At 72.8% G+C, this 17813-nt stretch carries 25 protein-coding genes and 1 pseudogene; 15 read left to right on the plus strand and 11 right to left on the minus strand.

The window, feature by feature from the left end; all coding sequences use genetic code 11:
• The first annotated feature begins 59 nt into the window (after window positions 1-59).
• The gene (locus tag FB474_RS21015; RefSeq protein ID WP_221632674.1) at window positions 60-371 is read left to right on the plus strand and encodes an alcohol dehydrogenase catalytic domain-containing protein; all 312 of its coding nucleotides are present in this window, start codon (window positions 60-62) and stop codon (window positions 369-371) included.
• Between the two features lies 1 nt (window position 372).
• Here FB474_RS21015 and FB474_RS21260 read toward each other — a convergent pair whose 3' ends face one another.
• Complete coding sequence (locus tag FB474_RS21260) at window positions 373-666, minus strand: hypothetical protein (RefSeq protein ID WP_246092603.1); 294 nt, start codon at window positions 664-666, stop codon at window positions 373-375.
• Between FB474_RS21260 and FB474_RS21560 the strand changes: the two genes are divergently transcribed.
• The 4 genes and pseudogenes from FB474_RS21560 (at window position 557) to FB474_RS18320 (ending at window position 2553) form a co-directional block, all read left to right on the plus strand.
• Complete coding sequence (locus FB474_RS21560) at window positions 557-1183, plus strand: zinc-binding dehydrogenase (RefSeq protein ID WP_425465322.1); 627 nt, start codon at window positions 557-559, stop codon at window positions 1181-1183. The genes FB474_RS21260 and FB474_RS21560 overlap by 110 nt on opposite strands.
• Before the next feature lie 47 nt (window positions 1184-1230).
• Complete coding sequence (locus FB474_RS18315; RefSeq protein ID WP_141790292.1) at window positions 1231-1566, plus strand: PadR family transcriptional regulator; 336 nt, start codon at window positions 1231-1233, stop codon at window positions 1564-1566.
• Between the two features lie 41 nt (window positions 1567-1607).
• Window positions 1608-1739 (plus strand): annotated as a pseudogene (locus tag FB474_RS21565) (HAAS signaling domain-containing protein); the annotation flags it as partial.
• Window positions 1740-1989: 250 nt separating this feature from the next.
• Window positions 1990-2553: a hypothetical protein gene (locus FB474_RS18320; protein WP_141790293.1), complete on the plus strand. Its 564-nt coding sequence runs from the start codon at window positions 1990-1992 to the stop codon at window positions 2551-2553.
• 57 nt (window positions 2554-2610) lie between these two features.
• Here FB474_RS18320 and FB474_RS18325 read toward each other — a convergent pair whose 3' ends face one another.
• Window positions 2611-3312, minus strand: coding sequence for an alpha/beta fold hydrolase (locus FB474_RS18325; protein WP_141790294.1), 702 nt, complete (start codon window positions 3310-3312; stop codon window positions 2611-2613).
• 61 nt (window positions 3313-3373) lie between these two features.
• Between FB474_RS18325 and FB474_RS21375 the strand changes: the two genes are divergently transcribed.
• Window positions 3374-4636 (plus strand): MFS transporter, encoded by a 1263-nt coding sequence (locus tag FB474_RS21375; protein ID WP_141790295.1) that lies wholly within the window; start codon window positions 3374-3376, stop codon window positions 4634-4636.
• 18 nt (window positions 4637-4654) lie between these two features.
• Here FB474_RS21375 and FB474_RS18335 read toward each other — a convergent pair whose 3' ends face one another.
• Window positions 4655-5095: a nitroreductase family deazaflavin-dependent oxidoreductase gene (locus FB474_RS18335; RefSeq protein WP_141790296.1), complete on the minus strand. Its 441-nt coding sequence runs from the start codon at window positions 5093-5095 to the stop codon at window positions 4655-4657.
• Window positions 5096-5123: 28 nt separating this feature from the next.
• Window positions 5124-5459, minus strand: a complete 336-nt coding sequence (locus FB474_RS18340) for a DUF4760 domain-containing protein (protein ID WP_141790297.1) — start codon at window positions 5457-5459, stop codon at window positions 5124-5126.
• A 194-nt stretch (window positions 5460-5653) separates the two neighbouring features.
• Between FB474_RS18340 and FB474_RS18345 the strand changes: the two genes are divergently transcribed.
• Window positions 5654-6100, plus strand: coding sequence for a VOC family protein (locus FB474_RS18345; RefSeq protein ID WP_141790298.1), 447 nt, complete (start codon window positions 5654-5656; stop codon window positions 6098-6100).
• 144 nt (window positions 6101-6244) lie between these two features.
• Here the strand turns inward: FB474_RS18345 and FB474_RS18350 are convergent, their stop codons facing one another.
• From FB474_RS18350 to FB474_RS18360, 3 genes are all read right to left on the minus strand, one after another.
• A complete protein-coding gene (locus FB474_RS18350) occupies window positions 6245-7012 on the minus strand; it encodes a hypothetical protein (RefSeq protein WP_141790299.1) in 768 nt (255 codons plus the stop codon).
• An 85-nt stretch (window positions 7013-7097) separates the two neighbouring features.
• On the minus strand, window positions 7098-7688 hold the full coding sequence (locus tag FB474_RS18355; protein ID WP_141790300.1) for an RNA polymerase sigma factor: 591 nt from the start codon (window positions 7686-7688) through the stop codon (window positions 7098-7100).
• A gap of 75 nt (window positions 7689-7763) precedes the next feature.
• A complete protein-coding gene (locus tag FB474_RS18360) occupies window positions 7764-8762 on the minus strand; it encodes an NAD-dependent epimerase/dehydratase family protein (RefSeq protein ID WP_141790301.1) in 999 nt (332 codons plus the stop codon).
• A 101-nt stretch (window positions 8763-8863) separates the two neighbouring features.
• On the opposite strand from FB474_RS18360, the gene FB474_RS18365 reads away from it, so the two are divergent.
• Window positions 8864-9277 carry a VOC family protein gene (locus FB474_RS18365; RefSeq protein ID WP_141790302.1) on the plus strand — a complete coding sequence of 138 codons (414 nt, stop codon included), beginning with the start codon at window positions 8864-8866 and terminating at the stop codon, window positions 9275-9277.
• A gap of 5 nt (window positions 9278-9282) precedes the next feature.
• Here the strand turns inward: FB474_RS18365 and FB474_RS18370 are convergent, their stop codons facing one another.
• Window positions 9283-9723 carry a hypothetical protein gene (locus FB474_RS18370; protein ID WP_141790303.1) on the minus strand — a complete coding sequence of 147 codons (441 nt, stop codon included), beginning with the start codon at window positions 9721-9723 and terminating at the stop codon, window positions 9283-9285.
• Between the two features lie 96 nt (window positions 9724-9819).
• Between FB474_RS18370 and FB474_RS18375 the strand changes: the two genes are divergently transcribed.
• The 4 genes from FB474_RS18375 (at window position 9820) to FB474_RS18390 (ending at window position 12348) form a co-directional block, all read left to right on the plus strand.
• Entirely contained in the window at window positions 9820-10389 is a 570-nt protein-coding gene (locus FB474_RS18375) for a hypothetical protein (RefSeq protein WP_141790304.1), read from the plus strand.
• A gap of 185 nt (window positions 10390-10574) precedes the next feature.
• A complete protein-coding gene (locus FB474_RS18380) occupies window positions 10575-10823 on the plus strand; it encodes a hypothetical protein (protein ID WP_141790305.1) in 249 nt (82 codons plus the stop codon).
• The gene (locus tag FB474_RS18385) at window positions 10823-11785 is read left to right on the plus strand and encodes an FAD:protein FMN transferase (protein ID WP_141790306.1); all 963 of its coding nucleotides are present in this window, start codon (window positions 10823-10825) and stop codon (window positions 11783-11785) included. The genes FB474_RS18380 and FB474_RS18385 overlap by 1 nt, the downstream gene beginning before the upstream one ends.
• Window positions 11782-12348, plus strand: coding sequence for a ferric reductase-like transmembrane domain-containing protein (locus FB474_RS18390; RefSeq protein WP_141790307.1), 567 nt, complete (start codon window positions 11782-11784; stop codon window positions 12346-12348). The genes FB474_RS18385 and FB474_RS18390 overlap by 4 nt, the downstream gene beginning before the upstream one ends.
• Here FB474_RS18390 and csrA read toward each other — a convergent pair.
• The 3 genes from csrA to FB474_RS18405 all read right to left on the minus strand — a co-directional run bounded on the left by csrA (window position 12284) and on the right by FB474_RS18405 (window position 13698).
• Window positions 12284-12553 carry a carbon storage regulator CsrA gene (gene csrA / locus FB474_RS18395; RefSeq protein ID WP_141790308.1) on the minus strand — a complete coding sequence of 90 codons (270 nt, stop codon included), beginning with the start codon at window positions 12551-12553 and terminating at the stop codon, window positions 12284-12286. The two genes, FB474_RS18390 and csrA, sit on opposite strands and share 65 nt — an antisense overlap.
• A gap of 79 nt (window positions 12554-12632) precedes the next feature.
• Entirely contained in the window at window positions 12633-13037 is a 405-nt protein-coding gene (gene fliW, locus FB474_RS18400) for a flagellar assembly protein FliW (protein ID WP_141790500.1), read from the minus strand.
• A 121-nt stretch (window positions 13038-13158) separates the two neighbouring features.
• Window positions 13159-13698 carry a flagellar protein FlgN gene (locus FB474_RS18405; RefSeq protein WP_141790309.1) on the minus strand — a complete coding sequence of 180 codons (540 nt, stop codon included), beginning with the start codon at window positions 13696-13698 and terminating at the stop codon, window positions 13159-13161.
• A gap of 263 nt (window positions 13699-13961) precedes the next feature.
• Between FB474_RS18405 and FB474_RS18410 the strand changes: the two genes are divergently transcribed.
• The 3 genes from FB474_RS18410 to fliD all read left to right on the plus strand — a co-directional run bounded on the left by FB474_RS18410 (window position 13962) and on the right by fliD (window position 17801).
• A complete protein-coding gene (locus FB474_RS18410) occupies window positions 13962-14747 on the plus strand; it encodes a sigma-70 family RNA polymerase sigma factor (protein ID WP_246092605.1) in 786 nt (261 codons plus the stop codon).
• A 163-nt stretch (window positions 14748-14910) separates the two neighbouring features.
• Window positions 14911-15783 (plus strand): flagellin N-terminal helical domain-containing protein, encoded by an 873-nt coding sequence (locus FB474_RS18415; RefSeq protein WP_141790311.1) that lies wholly within the window; start codon window positions 14911-14913, stop codon window positions 15781-15783.
• A 134-nt stretch (window positions 15784-15917) separates the two neighbouring features.
• A complete protein-coding gene (gene fliD, locus FB474_RS18420) occupies window positions 15918-17801 on the plus strand; it encodes a flagellar filament capping protein FliD (RefSeq protein ID WP_141790312.1) in 1884 nt (627 codons plus the stop codon).
• The last annotated feature ends 12 nt before the right edge of the window (window positions 17802-17813 follow it).

Consider the following 17813-nt stretch of genomic DNA (forward strand, 5'->3'; position numbering starts at 1 on the left):
GCCGTTCCTGCCAAAGAACCTCGGTATGCCGCGACGTCGCCGCTCGTAGTCTCCGGGCCATGCGTGCTGTCGTCGTCCGTTCCCACGGAGCCCCCGAGGTCCTCGCCGTCGAGGACCTGCCCACCCCGCACCCCGGTCCCGGCCAGGTCCGCGTCACCACGGAGCTGACCAGCGTCAACGTCGCCGACGTGCACAGCCGCCGCGGTGGCTATGACGCGGGTGGCGCGCTGCCGTTCACCCCGGGCCTGGACTGCGTCGGCGTCGTCGACGCGGTGGGGGAGGGCGTGACCGACCTGGTCCGGGGCCAGCGCGTGGCGGCGTGGACCAGCGGCGGCTCTACGCCGAGCAGGTGCTCGCCCCGGCCGCCATGACCTACCCGTTGCCGCAGGACGTCCCGGCCGAGGTGGGGGCGTCGCTGACGGCGCTGGTCACGGCATACAACGTGCTGCGGCGGGGGCAGGTCGGCGACGGCGACACGGTCCTGGTCCACGGCGCGACCGGCGGCGTCGGCGGCGCGGCGGTCCAGCTGGCACTGGCGATGGGTGCGCCTCGGGGCATCGCCACGGTCGGCGGCCCGGACAAGGTCGCGGCCGCGCGGGCGCTCGGCGCCACCCACGTCGTCGACCACCGGGCGGAGGACTTCGCCGAGGCGGTCCGCGCGCTCACCGGCGAGGGAGCCGACGTCATCGTCGACCCGATCGGCGGCGAGGTGACCGAGCGCGGGATGTCCTGCCTGGCGCCGTACGGCCGGCTCGTGATCTGCGGGCACGGCCGGGCCGGCCGCGGCGATCCGCACCACCGACCTGCACCGGCACAACCGTGCGGTGCTGGGCTACAGCACCGGCTACCAGCGCCGCACCCAGCCGCACGCGCTGCGCCCCGCGGTCGAGGCGGTCCTGGGGCACGCCGCCCGCGGCGAGCTCGTGGTGCCCGAGGCGGCACGGTTCCCGCTGGGGGAGGCGCCTGCCGCGCACGCCCTGGTCGAGTCGCGGGCCGCGGTCGGCCGGGTGTTCCTCGTCCCCGCCTGACGCCAGCACCTCATCGCCGAGAGGGACGTCCCTCAGGGGTGCCCGCCAGCCGGAACCTGAGGGACGTCCCTCTCGGCGTGACAGGGGGGGCAGGACGGGGCGGGGAGGGGGAAAGGGGTCCGGCACGACACGCGGTACTGCATGCTGAGCGGTAACGCGGAATGCGTAGTAGTGTCCGTGCCACACAAGCAGGAGGTGGGGTTTGGACACGACACAGCTGCTCAAGGGGGTCCTCGATGTCGCAGTGCTGGCGGTGGTCGAGGAGGCCGACGGCTACGGCTACGACGTGGTGCGCCGGTTGCGCGCCGCGGGTCTGGAGGACGTCGGCGACGCCTCGGTCTACGGGACGCTGCGGCGGCTCTACACGGCGGGGGCGCTGACCTCCTACGTGGTGCCGTCCGAGGAGGGCCCGCACCGCAAGTACTACGGCATCAACGCACAGGGCAAGAAGGCCCTCGCGGAGCAGACCAAGGTGTGGCTCCGCTTCTCGGACACCATGAACGGCCTCCTGCAGGCCGGGGCGGAGGGGCGACGGTGACAACGACGACGGACCCGCGGGTCGACAGCTACCTCACCGGGGTGGCCGCGGCCCTGGGTGACCTGCCGCGCAGCGACCGGGAGGACCTCCTGGAGGAGGTGCGCGAGCACCTCGACGACCTCACGCACGAGAGCGACGCGCCCCTGACGGTGCGCCTCGGTGAGCCGGAGGCGTATGCCGCGGAACTGCGCGCGTCCGCCGGCCTGCCTCCCCGGGGGCGCTCCTCGCAGGCCACGGTGACGCGCTTGGCGCACACGCTGGCAGCGGCCCGCGCGTCCCTGCTCGCCCAGCCCTGGGCCCGACCGGTGCTGGACTTCCTCGCCTCGCTGCGGCCGGTGTGGTGGGTGTTCCGGGCCTGGGTGATCGTCACGTTCGCCTTCGTGTGGTTCGGGCACGCCCCACTGGTCCTACCGGATGCCCTTGGTGCCCGTCCTGTGGTCCGGGCCGATCGGACTGCTCGTCGTCCTGGCGGTGGCGATGGCCTCCGTGCTGGTCGGGCGCCACGCCTGGGGGCGGCGTGGCCGGAGATTGGTGGCAGGCCTCAACGTCGTGCTCGTCCTGGCGGCGTTTCCCGTGCTGGCGTCCCTGGCCAGCGCGACCGGGAGCCGCATGGATACGCGGGTCGTCGTGCAGTCCTATCCGCAGGCGCCGCAGCAGGGTGTCTTCAACCAGGGCGAGACGGTGCGCAACATCTACCCCTACGACGCCAGCGGCCACCTGCTCACCGACGTCCGGCTCTACGACGACACCGGCCGGCCGCTGGACCTCCAGCTCGGCCAGGACCCCAACCGCCGGGCCGTGTTCGACCGCACCGGGCAGCCGGCGACCAACGCCTATCCCTACCGCTACTTCGAGCCGGGCACCCGCGTGGTGGCCAACCCTTCGGCGGGACCGCAGGTCGTGGTGCCACCGTTGGTGCCGCAGCCGATGACGGCGAGCGCGACGCCCCAGGCGAGCGCGACCTCCACGGCGAGCGCCACCCCCTGACCGGCGGCGGCACGGCAGGGACAGCAGGGGGCCTGCCGTGCCGCCGCCTTCGCGGCGTCAGCCGCCGATGCGGTCGAGGACGGCGGCGAGCTGCTCCGGGGCCGAGACCATCGGCCAGTGGCCGGTCTCGAGCTCCACGAACTCCCAGGTGCCGCGCAGGGCCTCCACGTGCGGGCGCTGCTCCGGCCCGTCCGGCAGGGTGCAGACCACGAAGGTGGCGCTCAGCTGCTCCAGCGGCCGGGTGAGGCTGGCCGGCTCCAGCAGCGTGCGGCCCGGGTGCCCGGTGCTGCGGGCCAGCAGGTCGGCCACCTGCTCGTCGGTCAGGTCGTGGCCGGCGAAGTCCTCGGGGTCCGGGGCCGGCCACAGGCCGTCGTGTCCGGCGATGCTGGCCCGCACGAGCTCCTGCCCGGCGGCGGACCACCCATCGACCATCGAGGCGCCGTCGACCGGCACGTTGGCGTCGAGGAACACGGTGTGCGCCACCCGGTCGGGCGCGCGGTCGGCGACCATGCCGGCGACGAGCCCGGCGTAGCTGTGTCCGAGGAGCACCACGTCACGCAGGTCGCGGTCCTCCAGCACGGTGACGACGTCCTCGACGTGGTCCTCGAGGCCGACCTCGGCGGCCCCGGTGGACCGGTCGGACAGCCCGGGCAGGGTCAGCGGGTGGACGGCGTGGCCGCGCTCGCGCAACGGTGCGGCGACGGGCTCCCAGACCCAACCGCCGAGCCAGGCCCCGGGGACGAGGACATAGGTGCTCACGGGGCCACACCGTAGGGGACCGGTGCGACGGATGTCCGGCGAACGTGGCACGGTGGCCGGCATGGCACAGGCGCAGCAGCACCCGGAGCGCCCGGCCGGGGGTCACCGGGTCGGGGAGGGCGGCTTCCGGCGCATCTCGGTGGCGCTGTTCGCCGCCGGGCTGGCGACGTTCGCCCTCCTCTACAGCACCCAGCCGCTGCTGCCGGCCCTCGCCCGCTCCTTCGGCGTCTCGGCCGGGCAGAGCGCCCTGTCGGTCTCCGCCTGCACCATCGGGCTCGGCCTCGCGCTGCTCGTCGCCGGGCCCCTCTCGGAGGTGGTCGGCCGGACCCGGCTGATGCACGCCTCACTGTTCGCCTCCGCCGCCGTCGCGCTGCTGTGCGCGCTCGCGCCCGGCTGGCCGGTCCTGCTCGTGCTGCGCGTCATCGAGGGCGTGACCCTCGCGGGGCTGCCCGCCGTGGCCATGGCCTACCTGCGCGAGGAGGTGCACGAATCCAGCCACGCCCGGGCCGCCGGCCTCTACATCGGCGGCACGGCGCTCGGCGGCATGTGCGGGCGGCTGCTGGCCGGTGGGCTGGGCGACCTCGCCGGCTGGCGCTGGGCGCTCGCCGGGGTCGCCGCCCTCGGTGTGGCCTGCGCCGTCCTGGTGCGGGTCCTGCTGCCGGAGTCCCGCAACTTCGCCCCGGCACCGGCCAGCCCGGCATACCTGCTGCGGGTCACCGGGCGGCTGCTGCGCGACCCGGCCCAGCTGGCCCTCTACGGCCTCGCGGCCACGCTCATGGGCGGGTTCGTCGCGGTCTACAACGCCATGGGCTTCCGGCTCGCCGGGCCGCCCTACGCCCTGGGCCTGGGGGTGGCCGGGCTGGTCTTCTGCGTCTACCCGATCGGGTCGTTCGCCTCGACGTTTGCCGGCCGGCTCGCCGACCGGCACGGTCGCCGCGCCGTCGTGCCGGTCGCCGTCGTCGTCATGCTCGCCGGGGTGCTGCTCACCCTGGCCGGGCCGCTGGGCCTCGTCGTGCTCGGGCTCGCGGTGATGACCGCCGGGTTCTTCGCGGCGCACGGCGTGGCCAGCGGCTGGGTGGCGGCCCGGGCGCACGTCGGCACCGGTGGCACGGGCCAGGCCGCCTCGCTCTACCTGTTCGCCTACTACCTCGGCTCGTCGGTGTTCGGCGGACTGGCCGGTGACGCGTGGACCGCCGGTGGATGGCCGGCGGTCGTCGTGCTGGTGGGCTCGCTGGTCCTGGTGGGCCTCGGCCTGTCAGTCGGCCTGCGGCGGACCCGCAGCCTGCTCGAGCCCGGCAACGGGACCGGCCTGGTCAGCGCCTGAGGGCCAGCGCGCCGCCGGTCAGTGGCTGACCGGCTCCAGCACGAACACCGGGATCTCCCGGTCGGTCTTCTGCTGGTACGAGGCGTAGTCCGGCCAGGTCGCGACAGCGCGCTCCCACCACTGGGCCTTCTCCTCGCCGGTCACCTCGCGCGCCTTCATCTCCTGGACCTCGGGGCCGTCCTGCAGCTCGACGAGGGGGTTGGCCTGGATGTTGAAGTACCAGACCGGGTGCTTGGGGGCGCCGCCCAGCGAGGCGACCACGGCGTAGGCGCCGTCGTGCTCGACCCGCATCAGCGGGGTCTTGCGCAGCTTGCCGGACCGGGCGCCGAGCGTGGTCAGGATGACGACCGGGCGGCCACGCAGGGTCGTGCCGCGGGTGCCACCGGAGGACTCGTACTCCTCGACCTGGTCGCGGACCCACTTCTCGGGACTGGGCTGGTACTCACCGTTCAGAGCCATGTCCCTGACAACACGGCATACCGGGTGTTTATGTCTGCTGGGCGGCCAGGGCCTCGAAGTTCTCGTACAGCTCCGGCACGCCGAACCGGGCACGGGCCTTCAGTGCGGCCGGCGCGACCTGCCGCCACAGCCCCGCCATCCAGAGCCAGTCGAGGATGAGGTCGGTGTCGATCAGGCCCCGCGAGGTGAGCGTGCCGACCGTCTCCCCGAAAGCCAGGACGGTGGCCACCGCGTCGTCGTCGATCGTGGAGGTCTCGGGGTCGAAGCCCTCCGACCACAGCGTCTTGGTCGCGTCCTGCAGCCCCAGCTGCGTGCTCCACTGGGCGATCTGGATCAGCAGCGCTGCGTCGTCGTGCGCGGACATGCCCGGCTCCCTTCGCCCCGGCCGGTCCCTCGCCGGCGGGGCTGACGCCAGCCTTCCCGGACCCGGACCCGCCGTCATCGGCCAGTTGTCCTGCTCCCGGCGCGCCGGCGTCCGTCATGCCCGGCCTGCCCTGTCGTGTCAGGTTCGTCACCTTCTGCGTCAGGTTGTCGGTGGGCGGTGCCAGCATTCCGGCCATGACCGCGACCCCGTCTGCCCCCGCGCGCGTCTCGCTGATCACCCTCGGCGTCGAGGACGTCGCGCGCTCCACCGACTTCTACCTCGGCCTCGGCTGGCCCCTGTCCCCGGCGTCCGTCGCCGGGGAGGTCAGCTTCTTCCGGACCTCTGGTGGCCTGCTGGCGCTGTATGCCGCGTCCGCCCTGGCCGCGGACACCGGGATGCAGCAGGCGCCGCAGGGGATGTTCCGCGGGGTCACGACCGCGGTCAACTGCGACGACGAGGCGCAGGTCGACACGACCCTCGAGGCCGCGGTCGCTGCCGGGGGCACGCTGGTCAAGCCGGGGCACCGCGCCGACTGGGGTGGCTACGTCGGCTACTTCAGCGACCCGGACGGGCACGTGTGGGAGGTAGCCTGGAACCCGGGCTGGCCGATCGGCGAGGACGGACGACCGCAGCTGCCCTGACCTGACGCGACCGAGCCCGGGCCCCGCACTGCAGGGGCCCGGGCTCTGCCGCGTCACGGCGGCGCCGCCTCGTGGAACCGGGCGGGTGGGGCGGCGCCGTCGCGCGGGACCGACCGGCAGAGGGGGCGCCGGTCGGGGTCAGGATCACCGACCCATGCCGTGTCCGGGGGCGGTGGTGGTCGTGCCGCCCGCGTGCGGCAGCGGCTGGCTGGGTGGTGCCGGGTGGCTGGACTTCGGAACAGGGGTGGCACCGGCGGGCGACCTGGTGGCGGTGGCCCCGGACCTGCCCTGCCCGTTGTCGTTGCCGGTGGGTGGGACGGGGGTGTGGCCGGCGCTGGTGCCGGTGCCGGAGGCGTGGGCAGTGGGGCTGCCGTGGGCCTCGTTCTGGTCGCCGGCGCTGCCCGTGGGCCGCGGGCCCGCGGTGGGGGACGTCACGGACCCGCGCTCGTCGGTCGCCCCGTCGCGGCCGGTGGGGCGGGCTGACGGCGCAGGGAGGGGCGCCGACGGGGGGTCGATGGGCCGCACGGCCGGGGTGGCCGCGGGCCCGTGCCTGACCGTTGCCCCGGAGTGCTGTCGCGGGACCGACCCGTTCGGCGCGCCCGGCGCCTCGCCGGTGTCACGGGACGGAGCGGGGACGCCGGTCAGGTGGTGGGCGAGGTCCTGCAGCGGTGCCGGGAGCGACCCGGTCATCGCCGCAGCCGCGGTTCCCCCGAGCGCGAACACGCTGACCATCGCGGCGACGGCCGGCACCGCCACTCGGGAGCGGCGGCGGGTGGCGGGCGCGGGCGGGCGCCCGGAGACGTGGTTCAGGAAGGCCGCGATGGCGTCGTCCTGACCCCTGAGCTCCCCGGCGGTCGCCGGTGCGGTGACTGCCCGCAGGAGAGCCGACAGGGCCAGGTCCTCACTGGCCACCGCAGGCACTCCCGCGGGCAGTCCGCCCCGCAGCCGGGAGGGCGGTCCTGGCTGCTTCGGGGCGGGGGCGGGTTGCTCGTTCATCTCAGACAGGAGACGACGGCACGGCCTGTCGCGTTACGGCAGCGTCTGCGGTCAGCGTGTCACGCAGTCGGTGCAGCCCCCGGTGCACCGCGACCCTGACCGCGCCGGAGGTCCGGCCGGTCACCCGTGCGACGTCCGCGACGTCGAGACCGACGACGACGCGCAGGGCGACGAGCTCGGCCTGCTCGGGTGGCAGGGAGGCGATGAGGCGCAGTGCTGCGGCGGTCGACAACCCGGTCAGGGCGAGGTCGGCCGCGTCCGGGGCCGCAGCGGCGAGGGGGATGTCCTCGGACAGGTGGTCCGGCACGAGGTGCTCGGGCCGGCGGGCGGCGCGGCGGACGTGGTCGATGTGCAGGTTGCGGGCGATGGTCACCAGCCACCGGCGGAAGGCCGGCTCGTCGCCGCGGAAGCCGCCGAGCCGCTCGATGACCCGCAGCCAGGTCTGGGAGGCGAGGTCCTCGGCCTGTCCGGGAGCGGTCACCGCCAGGTAGCGCAGGAGCATCGGCTGGCCGTCACGCCACAGCGCGGCGAAGGCAGCGGCATCCCCTGCCTGCGCCTGGACGAGCACGGCGGCGAACCGGTCCTGGAGCATCGCGACCATGATGCTGGCCGCGGGTCCGCCGCGGGGCCTGTTGGTGAAGAAGTGTCCGTACGGCTGATGCCGGGCTCAGCCGCGCAGGGCGTACCGGGTCAGCAGCTGCTCGGTGACGGCGGTGTACCGCTCGTCGACCCGCTGACGTGAAGGGTCGGCGTCGTGCCAGGCGACCACCTCGCGCGCGCCGCGCCAGAACGGCACCGTAGCGGCAAAGCCAGGCACGAGCGCCTTGACCTTGCTGTTGTCGAACACGCCGTGGTGCATGCGGTCCCCGAGCAGGGCGTCGCCGATGTCGGGAGCCACCGCGTGGATCGCCTCCGAGGGCACGTGCACCAGCTCCGGCTCCGGGGCGCCGGCGGCGCGGGCCATCTGGCGGTAGATGGCATTCCACGTCAGCACCTCGTCGGAGGTGATCTGGACGGCGTCGCCGATCGTCGCGGGCAGGCCGAGCAGGCCGACGAAGCCGCGGGCGAAGTCGTCGTGGTGGGTCAGGGTCCACAGCGAGGTCCCGTCACCGTGGACCACGACAGGCAGTCCTCGGCGCATCCGGTCCACCTCGGTCCAGCCGCCCAGCAGCGGGACGGACGTCGCGTCATACGTGTGGGAGGGGCGCACGATCGTGACGGGGAAGCCACGCTCGCGGTGGGCGTCGACGAGCCGCTCCTCGCAGGCGATCTTGTCGCGCGAGTACTGCAGGAACGGGTTGCGCAGCGGGGTCGACTCGGTGACCGGCAGGCTGGCCGGCGGCTTGGCGTAGGCCGAGGCGGAGCTGACGAAGACGTACTGCCCGGTGCGGCCGGTGAAGGCCTCGACGGCGGCGGCCGCCTGGTCCGGGGTGAACGTCATGAAGTCGGCCACCGCGTCGAAGCCACGTCCCTCCAGCGCCTGCCGGACCGCCGCCGGGTCGTGCGCGTCGGCGTGCAGCGCCTCGACGCCCTCGGGCAGCGGACGGGTGCTGCTGCGGCCGCGGTTGAGCACGCTCACCTGCCAGCCCGTGGCGACGGCGCGGCGGGCGCAGGCCGAGCTGATGACGCCGGTGCCGCCGATGAACAGGACGTGGGGTGCGCTCATGGGTGCTGATCCTGCCCGACGCCTGTCGGGGACCGGCTGTTGCGGTGCCACCTCCGCGTTGCGGGCCGCCCGGCCGGCCGGGCCCGGCCATGATGTGGCCCATGACCAGTCGCCTGCAGAACCTCACCGTGGACTGTGCCGACGCCCGCGCCCTCGCGTGGTTCTGGGCGCAGGTGCTCGGGTGGAACGTCTACTACGACGACGACCCCGAGGTGCTGATCGCGCCGGCGTTCCCGCCCGACCCGGCGCAGCGGCCGACGATGCTGTTCATCCCGGTGCCGGAGGGCAAGGCGGCCAAGAACCGGGTGCACCCCGACCTCGAGCCGACCGACCGGACCCGCGACGAGGAGGTCGAGCGGGTCGTGGCGCTCGGCGCGCGGATCACCGACGACCGCCGCAACCCCGACGGGACCGGGTGGGTGGTGCTGGCCGACCCCGAGGGCAACGAGTTCTGCATCGAGCGGTCGTCCGCCGAGCGGCCGTCAGTGCCGCGGCAGTGGCGGCTGGGCGGCTGACCCGCTCAGAGGATGCCGCCGGCGCGCAGCTGCGCGCCGATCGGGCCGTCGCGCCAGGCCTTGTCGTAGAGGCTGACGGGGACGGTCCCGCTGTCGCGCAGCGTCAGCTCCTCGACGGGCAGCAGCCCGCCGAGGCGACGGCGGCGTATGCCGGTGACCTCCTCCCAGCCCGCCTCCAGGGCGTCGTCGTGGCGCTGGAGCAGAAGCCCGTCGGTGCTGACCGTCAAGGAGCGGCGCCGGGCGCGGGCGAGGGCCAGGCTGCCGAACGAGGCGGCGAGGGCGAGGCCGAGCAGCAGGCCGACCGGCCACGGGTCGACCAGGACGGCGACCACGACGCCGCCGAGGCCAGGGGCGAGGAACGACCGGGTCAGCGCGACGGGCCAGCGCAGGGGACAGGTCGTCGGCTCCGGGGTCGGCACAGCCGGATGCTGCTCGGGGGTCGGCACAGCCGGATGCTAGTGCGGAATGAGCGGTGAGGGTCTTGCGTTCTGCATCGATGTAAGCGTGTAATCACGTAAGCATCAAGGATCGAGGAGGCCGTCATGGCACCACACAAGAGCTTCCCCCGCGGCCGGGGTCGCGGCGGCTACGGCCGGCCCGGCGGGTGGCAGCAGGCCGACCTGCCCGACGCGTCCGACGCCCCGGGCTGGTTCGCCGGCCGACTGCCCGACGACTGGTTCACCGGGGCACCGGACGTCACCGTCGACCGGGACGAGATCACCGTCATCGGTGACCTGCCCGCGCCGGACAGCGACGACCCGGCCGCCGCCGAGGGCAGGATCAGCCGCTGGCGCGAGGAGACCCGCGAGACGCGGATGAAGATCGCCGACCAGGCGCAGGCGCGCTACGGGCGCACCGTCTCCTGGGGTGCGCGGATCGGTGACACCGACCAGCTGTTCACCCACCTGTCCGTCCCGGCGATGACGCGGCTGCGCCAGAGCGAGCGGCAGGTGCTCGACACCCTGGTCGACGCCGGAGTCGCCCGGTCCCGCTCCGAGGCGCTGGCCTGGTGCGTCCGGCTGGTCGGCCAGCACACCGACGAGTGGCTCAGCGGGCTGCGTGAGGCGATGTCGGAGGTCGAGCGGCTGCGCGCCCAGGGCCCCGAGCTCTGAGGCTCGCCCCCGTCGTGACGGCGAGGGTGACGGCGGATCCGCTGTGATCACAGCGATCCTGCCGTCACGACCGCCGTCACGACCCGTTCGGGTGAGGTCTGGCCGAGGCGACAGGTCGGGCACAGCCCGGCCACAGCCGGGCCGCCGAGGGTGGGACCACTGACAAGCCCACCCCGGAGGTCCCGATGAACAGCGCACGGGAGCGCGGCGCGCTCCGTATCCGCCAGGCGACCGCGGCCCTCGTCGGGGCCAGCGTTGCCGCGACCGGGGCCGCGGTGGTCCTGGCCCACCAGTCCCGGGCCGGCGCCACCGCGAGCACCAGCTCCGCGGCCTCGAGCACGACCGGGTCGACCTCGAGCGACAGCTCCAGCGCCTCGCAGTGGCAGGTCGGCGTCGGTGGCGGCGCCCCGCAGGCGCAGAGCGGGGGCTCGTGATGGACCTGACCCTGCGCGGCCCGGCCTACGAGTGGGCCCTCTGGTCGACCACCGTCCGGGTCGCCGTCGCGGACCCGCATGCGCTGCCCTCGGCCCGGCGGCTCGTCGACCACGAGCTCGCGGCCGTCGAGCTGGCCGCCAGCCGGTTCCGCGCCGACTCCGAGGTCCGGCGCCTGGCCCACCGCGGCGGGCGCCCCACCCGCATCAGCCCCACCCTGGCCGCCCTGCTCGAGGCGGCTCTCAGCGCCGCGGGCGAGACCGGTGGCGCCGTCGACCCGACCCTGGGCAACGCCCTGGCCGGCCTCGGCTACGACCGGGACTTCGGCGAGATGGTGCGCAGTGCCGGCGCAGACGGGTTCTCCGTCCGGGTGGTGCGCCGGCTCGCCCCCGGCTGGCGGCGGGTCGAGCTCGACCTCGACGCGCTCACCGTGCAGGTGCCGCCCGACGTCCAGCTGGACCTCGGGGCAACCGCCAAGGCGTGGGCCGCCGACCGGTGCGCGCGGGTCGTCGCCGACACCCTCGGCCTCGGCGTGCTGGTCAGCCTCGGCGGCGACATCGCCACCGCCGGGCCCGCGCCGCGCCGGGGCTGGCAGGTGCTCGTCCAGGACCAGCCGGACGACCCGGCCGCGCTCGTGGCCCTGCCGGCGGGCGCCGCCCTGGCCACCTCGAGCACCCGGTCGCGGCAGTGGCAGCGCGACGGACGCGAGCTGCACCACGTGCTCGACCCCGCCACCTGCGAGCCGGTCGAGCCGGTCTGGCGGTGGGTGTCGGTCGTCGCGGGCGACTGCCTCACCGCCAACACCTGGTCGACCGCGGCGCTGGTGCTCGGCCGGCAGGCGCCGGGAGCCCTTGCGGCACAACGCCTCCAGGCCCGACTCGTGGCCGAGGGCGGCGCGGTCCACCACCTCGGGGACTGGCCGGTCGAGGCCGAGGTGAGTCACGGCATACCGGTGCCGGCATGAGCACCGCACTGTGGCTGCTGGGCCGCGGCACGGGGCTCGTGTCGTTGCTGCTGCTGACCACCACCGTCGTCCTGGGCGTCCTGACCGGCGGGGGCTACCGCTCCCGGGAGCTGCCGCGCTTCGCGCTCACCGAGATCCACCGTCGCGCCTCGCTCGCCGCGGCCGTGCTGCTGGTCGTCCACATCGGCTCGCTGTGGCTGGACCCCGAGGCGCAGCTGCGCGCGGTCGACGTGGTGGTGCCGTTCCTGTCGCGCCAGCCGCTGTGGTGGGGGCTGGGCACGCTCGCGCTCGACCTGGTGGGCGTCGTCATCGTGACGAGCTTGCTGCGCAAGCACATCCGGTATGCCGTGTGGCGCGGGCTGCACTGGCTCGGCTACGCCGTGTGGCCGGTCGCCTTCCTGCACGGGCTGGGGTCCGGCAGCGATGCCGGCACGTGGTGGCTGCGGTCGGTGGCCGTGGCGTGCTTCGCCGCGGTGGCAGTCGCGGCGGGCTGGCGGGTCAGTCGGCTGGAGGAGCCGGCGGCTCCTCCTCGCCCTCGGGCGCCTTCGACGCCCGTCGGGTGAAGGCGGCCAGGGCCCCGGCCGAGGGGGAGGCGGCCGACTGGTTGGCCTGCTGGAGCTCGAGGTAGACCTCCTCGCGGTGGATGTCCACGTCGCGGGGGGCCTTGATCCCGATCCGCACGTTGTCACCGTTGACCTCGAGCACCGTGATGACGATGTCGTGACCGATGACGAAGCTCTGCTGCGGGCGACGGCTGAGCACCAGCACGCGAGAGTCCTTTCTGCAGAAGCGGAACCAGACACCTACCTTATGGCCGCCGCCTGTGGACCGGCGCGGCCGGAGGGCGTCAGGCGCTCAGCAGGGGGGCGCGCAGTGGGAACTGCTGGCCGGTGAGGACGACCTGCGCGGCCTGGTGGGTGCGGTGGTTGACCACCAGCGGGGCGAGCAGGTTGGCCGAGGCGTCCTCGGGGTTCTCCCGCAGGGTGACCACGAGCAGCAGCAGCGCGTCCTCGGCGTCGGTGATCTCGAGGCGCTCGGCGGTCACGTCGTCGATGACCGGGGCGTAGTCGGGGAAGAACGGCTGCGGGGCGACGACGACGAAGCTCGGGCCCTGCTCGTCCTCGCTCATGAGCTCGAACACGCCCTCGCCGCCGCCCTCGACCAGCGTGAACCGCTGGGCCTCGGGGAAGCCGACGATGCCCGACTGGAAGGTCAGCTGCGGGGTCTGCGTCTGCGGCGCCGTCATCGTCATCTGGCTCACGGGTCTCTCACTTCGACGTGCGGGTGGTGGTTCTCGTGCTGGCGTCCCGGCCCGGGGCCGGTGGTCGCTGCGATCGCGGCGGTGGCGCCGCGCGTGGCTCCTGGGCCGCGGCTCAGGAGGACTGGTCGAACAGGCGGTGGGCCGGCTGGGCGGCGGGGGCGCCGGCCGCGGTGTAGGTGGGGCCTTCGGGGTTCTCGGCGTAGCGGCCCATGGCCTCCTGGACCGCGCGGTAGCTGCCCTCGAGCAGGTCGCGGTTCGCGCCGGCCAGGGCGGTGATCTCGGCGGTCGCGGTGACCAACGCGTTGCGGTGGTCGGTCAGGACGTCGTCCCACGGGGAGGGAGCAACCTCGGCGATCTCGCGCAGCGAGGCGGTCGGCTCCAGCCCGAGGGCCTCGGTGACCGGGCCGAGCTCGATGGCCCGGCGCAGCTCGGCCTGGCGGATCTCCTCCAGGACCAGCTCGACCTCGTAGGTCGCGCGGCCCAGCCAGCGGGCCCGCCCGACGGCGAGCAGGGCCTGCTCCTCCTCGAGCTTGAAGGTCAGCAGGTCGAGGAGCTCGCGCACTCGCCACAAGGCAGAGGAGACGTTGGCCAGGGCTGTCTCGGTCTCGGCGTCGAGACCGGGCGGCGTGGCCCCGGGGTGGTGGTCGTTCACGGGTCCCCCATCGGCTGGAGCGGCAAAACACTGAGGATTTCGGACAAAACCGCAGGTCAGGGGCTAACTAGTTCGCTCTAGTCATGCCTCATGGCCCAATCGGATGATTTGTATTTCTTTACCTCAGGTTGAATGAAAAGCCCATAATTGACGCGTCAGTAACGCCTACGTTCCGCAGCGTGACTACTACTTCCGTCGCGGCAGCGCAACCAGCAAATGCTGGTGAGGATGAGCTCTGCCGCGCCCACATGGCGCTGGTGCACATGGAAGTGCGCGCCGTTGCTGCCCGGTTGCCCGGTCACGTCCACCTCGACGACCTCGTCTCGGCCGGCATGGCCGCGCTGGTGACAGCGGCGAGGTCCTTCGACGAATCCTACGGCGTGCCGTTCGCCCGTTTCGCCGCCCGCCGGATCAAGGGTGCCCTGCTCGACGAGCTCCGCTCGGCCGACTGGGCCACCCGGTCGCTGCGGGCGCGGGTCCGCGCCCGTGACACCGCCCAGGACGAGCTGGCGGCCAAGCTGGGCCGGATGCCGTCGGCGCTGGAGACCGCCACCGAGATGGGGATCGAGCTCGCCGAGCTCGAGCGGATGCAGGCCGACCTGCACCAGTCCGTCGTCCTGCGCCTCGACCAGCTGACCGCCGAAGCCGGCTCCGATGCCGTGCTGCCGTCGGTCTCCGAGACGCCGGAGGCGGCGATCGTCGAGCGGGAGCGCCAGGCGTACCTGCGCGACGCGGTGCACGCCCTGCCCGAGCGGCTGCGGGTCGTCGTCGAGGGCTGCTTCTTCCAGGACCGCCCGTTCAAGGAGATCGCCGAGGAGCTCGGGGTCACCGAGTCCCGGATCTCGCAGATCCGCGCCGAGGCGCTGAACATGCTGCGCGACGGCATGAACTCCCAGCTCGACCCCGACATGGTCTCGCCGGTGCGTGCCGGCGGCGTCGTGGCGCGGCGGCGGGAGGCGTACTACGCGCAGATCGCCGGCCGCTCCTCGTACGGCGCTCGGCTGAGCATGCCTGTGGGGCACGGGGTTTCGGTCGAGCGCAGCGCCTGAGCCGATCACGCCGCAGGCTTGACCAACTCTTTGCGTTTGGCGCCGGGGGAACTCCTCAGGTAGGTGGGGCAGGGGCCGATGAGGGCCCCGGCGACACCGAAGGGTGGCGCTACGGGGACACCACGGATGGAGTCCTCGGGACCCCATCCAAGGAGGAAACCCCATGGGTCTTCAGATCAACACCAACGTCGCGGCGATGAACGCCTACCGCAACCTCGCGACCACCCAGAGCTCGATGAGCAAGAGCCTCGAGCGTCTCTCCTCCGGTCTGCGGATCAACCGCGCCGCGGATGACGCCGCGGGTCTGGCCATCTCCGAGGGCCTGAAGTCGCAGGTCGGTGGCCTCACCGTCGCCGCCCGCAACGCCCAGGACGGCATCTCCGTCGTCCAGACGGCTGAAGGTGCGCTGACCGAGACCACCTCGATCCTGCAGCGCATGCGTGACCTGGCTGTCCAGGCCGCCAACGCCGGCTCCAACGACGCCAACTCCGTCAAGGACATCCAGAAGGAGGGGGACGCGCTCGCGACGGAGCTCACGCGCATCGCCGGCAAGACGACGTTCAACAACGTCAAGCTGCTCGACGGTTCGTACTCCGCCAAGGCCTTCCAGGTCGGCTACGCGTCTGCGGACCAGATCTCGGTCACGATCGACAACGGCACCGCCAACAAGGGCTTCAGCTCGACTGACTTGCTCGTGGATGGCGCCACGCCGGGTAGCACTGCCGTTGACCTGACGAAGCAGGACACGGCTCCGGGTGCCGGGGATGGCGCCATCTCGCTCATCGACAAGGCGATCCAGACCGTGTCGACGGCGCGTGCAGGTCTCGGTGCCATGCAGAACCGCTTCGAGCACGTCATCAACTCGGTCAACGTGGCCAACGAGAACCTGACCGCGTCGAAGTCGCGCATCACCGACACCGACATGGCTCAGGAGATGACCTCCTTCACCCGCTCGCAGATCCTGCAGCAGGCCGGCGTCTCGATGCTGGCGCAGGCCAACCAGATGCCGCAGGCGGTCCTCAAGCTCCTGGGCTGAGCCGTCTGAGCTGAACGTGCCCTTCGGGGCGGTCGACAACGGCGGCCGCCCCGAAGGGCGCATCCATCGGTGCATGGGAAACGACGAAGGGACCGGAAAAAGTGGGAACGACCATCGACGGCCTCATTTCCGGCATGAACACCACCCAGATCATCGCGCAGCTCATGCAGATCGAGCGCTTGCCCGAGCAGCAGATGACGCAGCGGCAGACCACCGCGCAGAACCTGGTCTCGATCCTCCAGGGCCTCAACAGCAAGGTCAGCAGCCTGCAGACCGCTGCGCAGGCCCTGATCCCCGACAGCATCACCAAGGCCTCGGTCTGGCAGAGTGCCACCGCCACCACGAGCGACCCGACCCGCGTGACCGCCACCGCGGGCACCGGCGCCGTGCCCGGTTCCATCGCCTTCACCATCTCCTCGCTGGCCACCGCCGGCGCCGCCGTCTCCATCGGCACTGTGGGGGACACGTCGACCACCAAGGTCGCCGCCGGCCCCGTCCTCGTCGGACGAGGTGGCTCGGCGATCGGCCTATCCAGCATGGACTTCGCCAACACTTGGCAGTCAACATCGGCGACTCACAGCGTCCAGGTCAAGACGGCTTCGGCCGGTGCGACAGTCAACGCATCGGGGGCCTTGGCCAGCACGATCAACATCGTCACTGGCTCCAACGACACACTTGCCTACGTCCTGGACGGCAAAGCCACCTCGATCACGTTGGCCGCTGGAAGCTACACGCCCGGGCAGTTGGCCGCCGAAGTCCAGCGGGCTTCCGGCAACGCCGTGCGTGCAGTGATCGGAGCCAATGGCAACCTGTCCGTGACCAGTGTCCACGAGGGTTCCAAGGCAACGCTCCAGGTCACGGGTGGCAGCGCCAGCGCGCTTCTCGGGTTCTCGCCAGCCGACATGGCAACGGCGGCCAAGGGCGCCGACGGGATCATCACCGTAGACGGCACTGACAACACTCTGGACGATGTCCGGGCCGGTGGCCTCGTGACACTCAACGGCTCAGCCCAGGCGGCGGGCGGCTTCGACCAATGGAGCGTGACTCTTGCGGGTGGCCTCAGGCAGGGCTCGGCCACCGCCAGCTCGCTCGACCTCGGCGCCAGCGCAACACTGTCGGACGTCGTCTCGAAGTTGAACGCATCGGGCCTGGGCCTCAGTGCGGCGGCAGTGCAGGTGAGCAGCTCGGCATACCGGCTCCAGCTGACGTCCACGACCACGGGTGCGAACTCCGACATCAGCCTGGGTGCCAGTGCATTCGCAGGGAGCACGCTTGGCGGCACCCAGCAGCTCACGGCGGGGAGCGACACGGTGCTGCACGTCGGCACCGGGCCGGGCGCCTACGACGTGACCTCGTCGACCACCACGGTCAAGGGGCTGCTGCCCGGTGTCGACGTCACGGCCCTCAAGGCCGATCCGTCCACGACCGTCACGCTCAACGTCGCCCAGGACACGCAGGGCATGGCCGACAAGGTCAAGGCCATGGTCGACCAGGCCAACTCCGTGCTGCATTTCATCAGCAGCAACTCGACCTGGGACCCCACCAAGAAGACCGGTGGCCCGCTGATGAGCAGCTCGCTGGCGCGCAGCCTGGCGAGCCAGATCAGCTCCGCGGTCATCGGCAGCTCGACCGCGACGCCCTCGTCGGCCGGCATCGCGGTCGACAAGGACGGCAACATCACCTTCGACCAGACCAAGTTCATGGCGGCCTGGGCGAAGGACCCGGCAAGCGTCCAGTCGACGCTGACCGCTTTCGGCCAGCAGATCTCCGACCTGGCCAAGCAGGCGTCGGACCCGATCGACGGCCTGATCACGAACCAGGTCAAGGGCCAGCAGCAGGTCATCAGTGACATCACCAACCAGATCGCGGACTTCGAGGTGCTCATGACCCAGCGCCAGGACTCGCTGCAGCGCCAGTACGCCTCGCTCGAGACCGCCCTCGGCCAGCTCCAGTCGCAGAGCCAGTGGCTCGCGGGTCAGCTGGGCAGCATCTCCGCCAACTCCTCCAGCAGCAAGTGACGAGGGAGAACC

Origin of the sequence: Oryzihumus leptocrescens, from assembly GCF_006716205.1 — a bacterium.
GTDB lineage: Bacteria > Actinomycetota > Actinomycetes > Actinomycetales > Dermatophilaceae > Oryzihumus > Oryzihumus leptocrescens.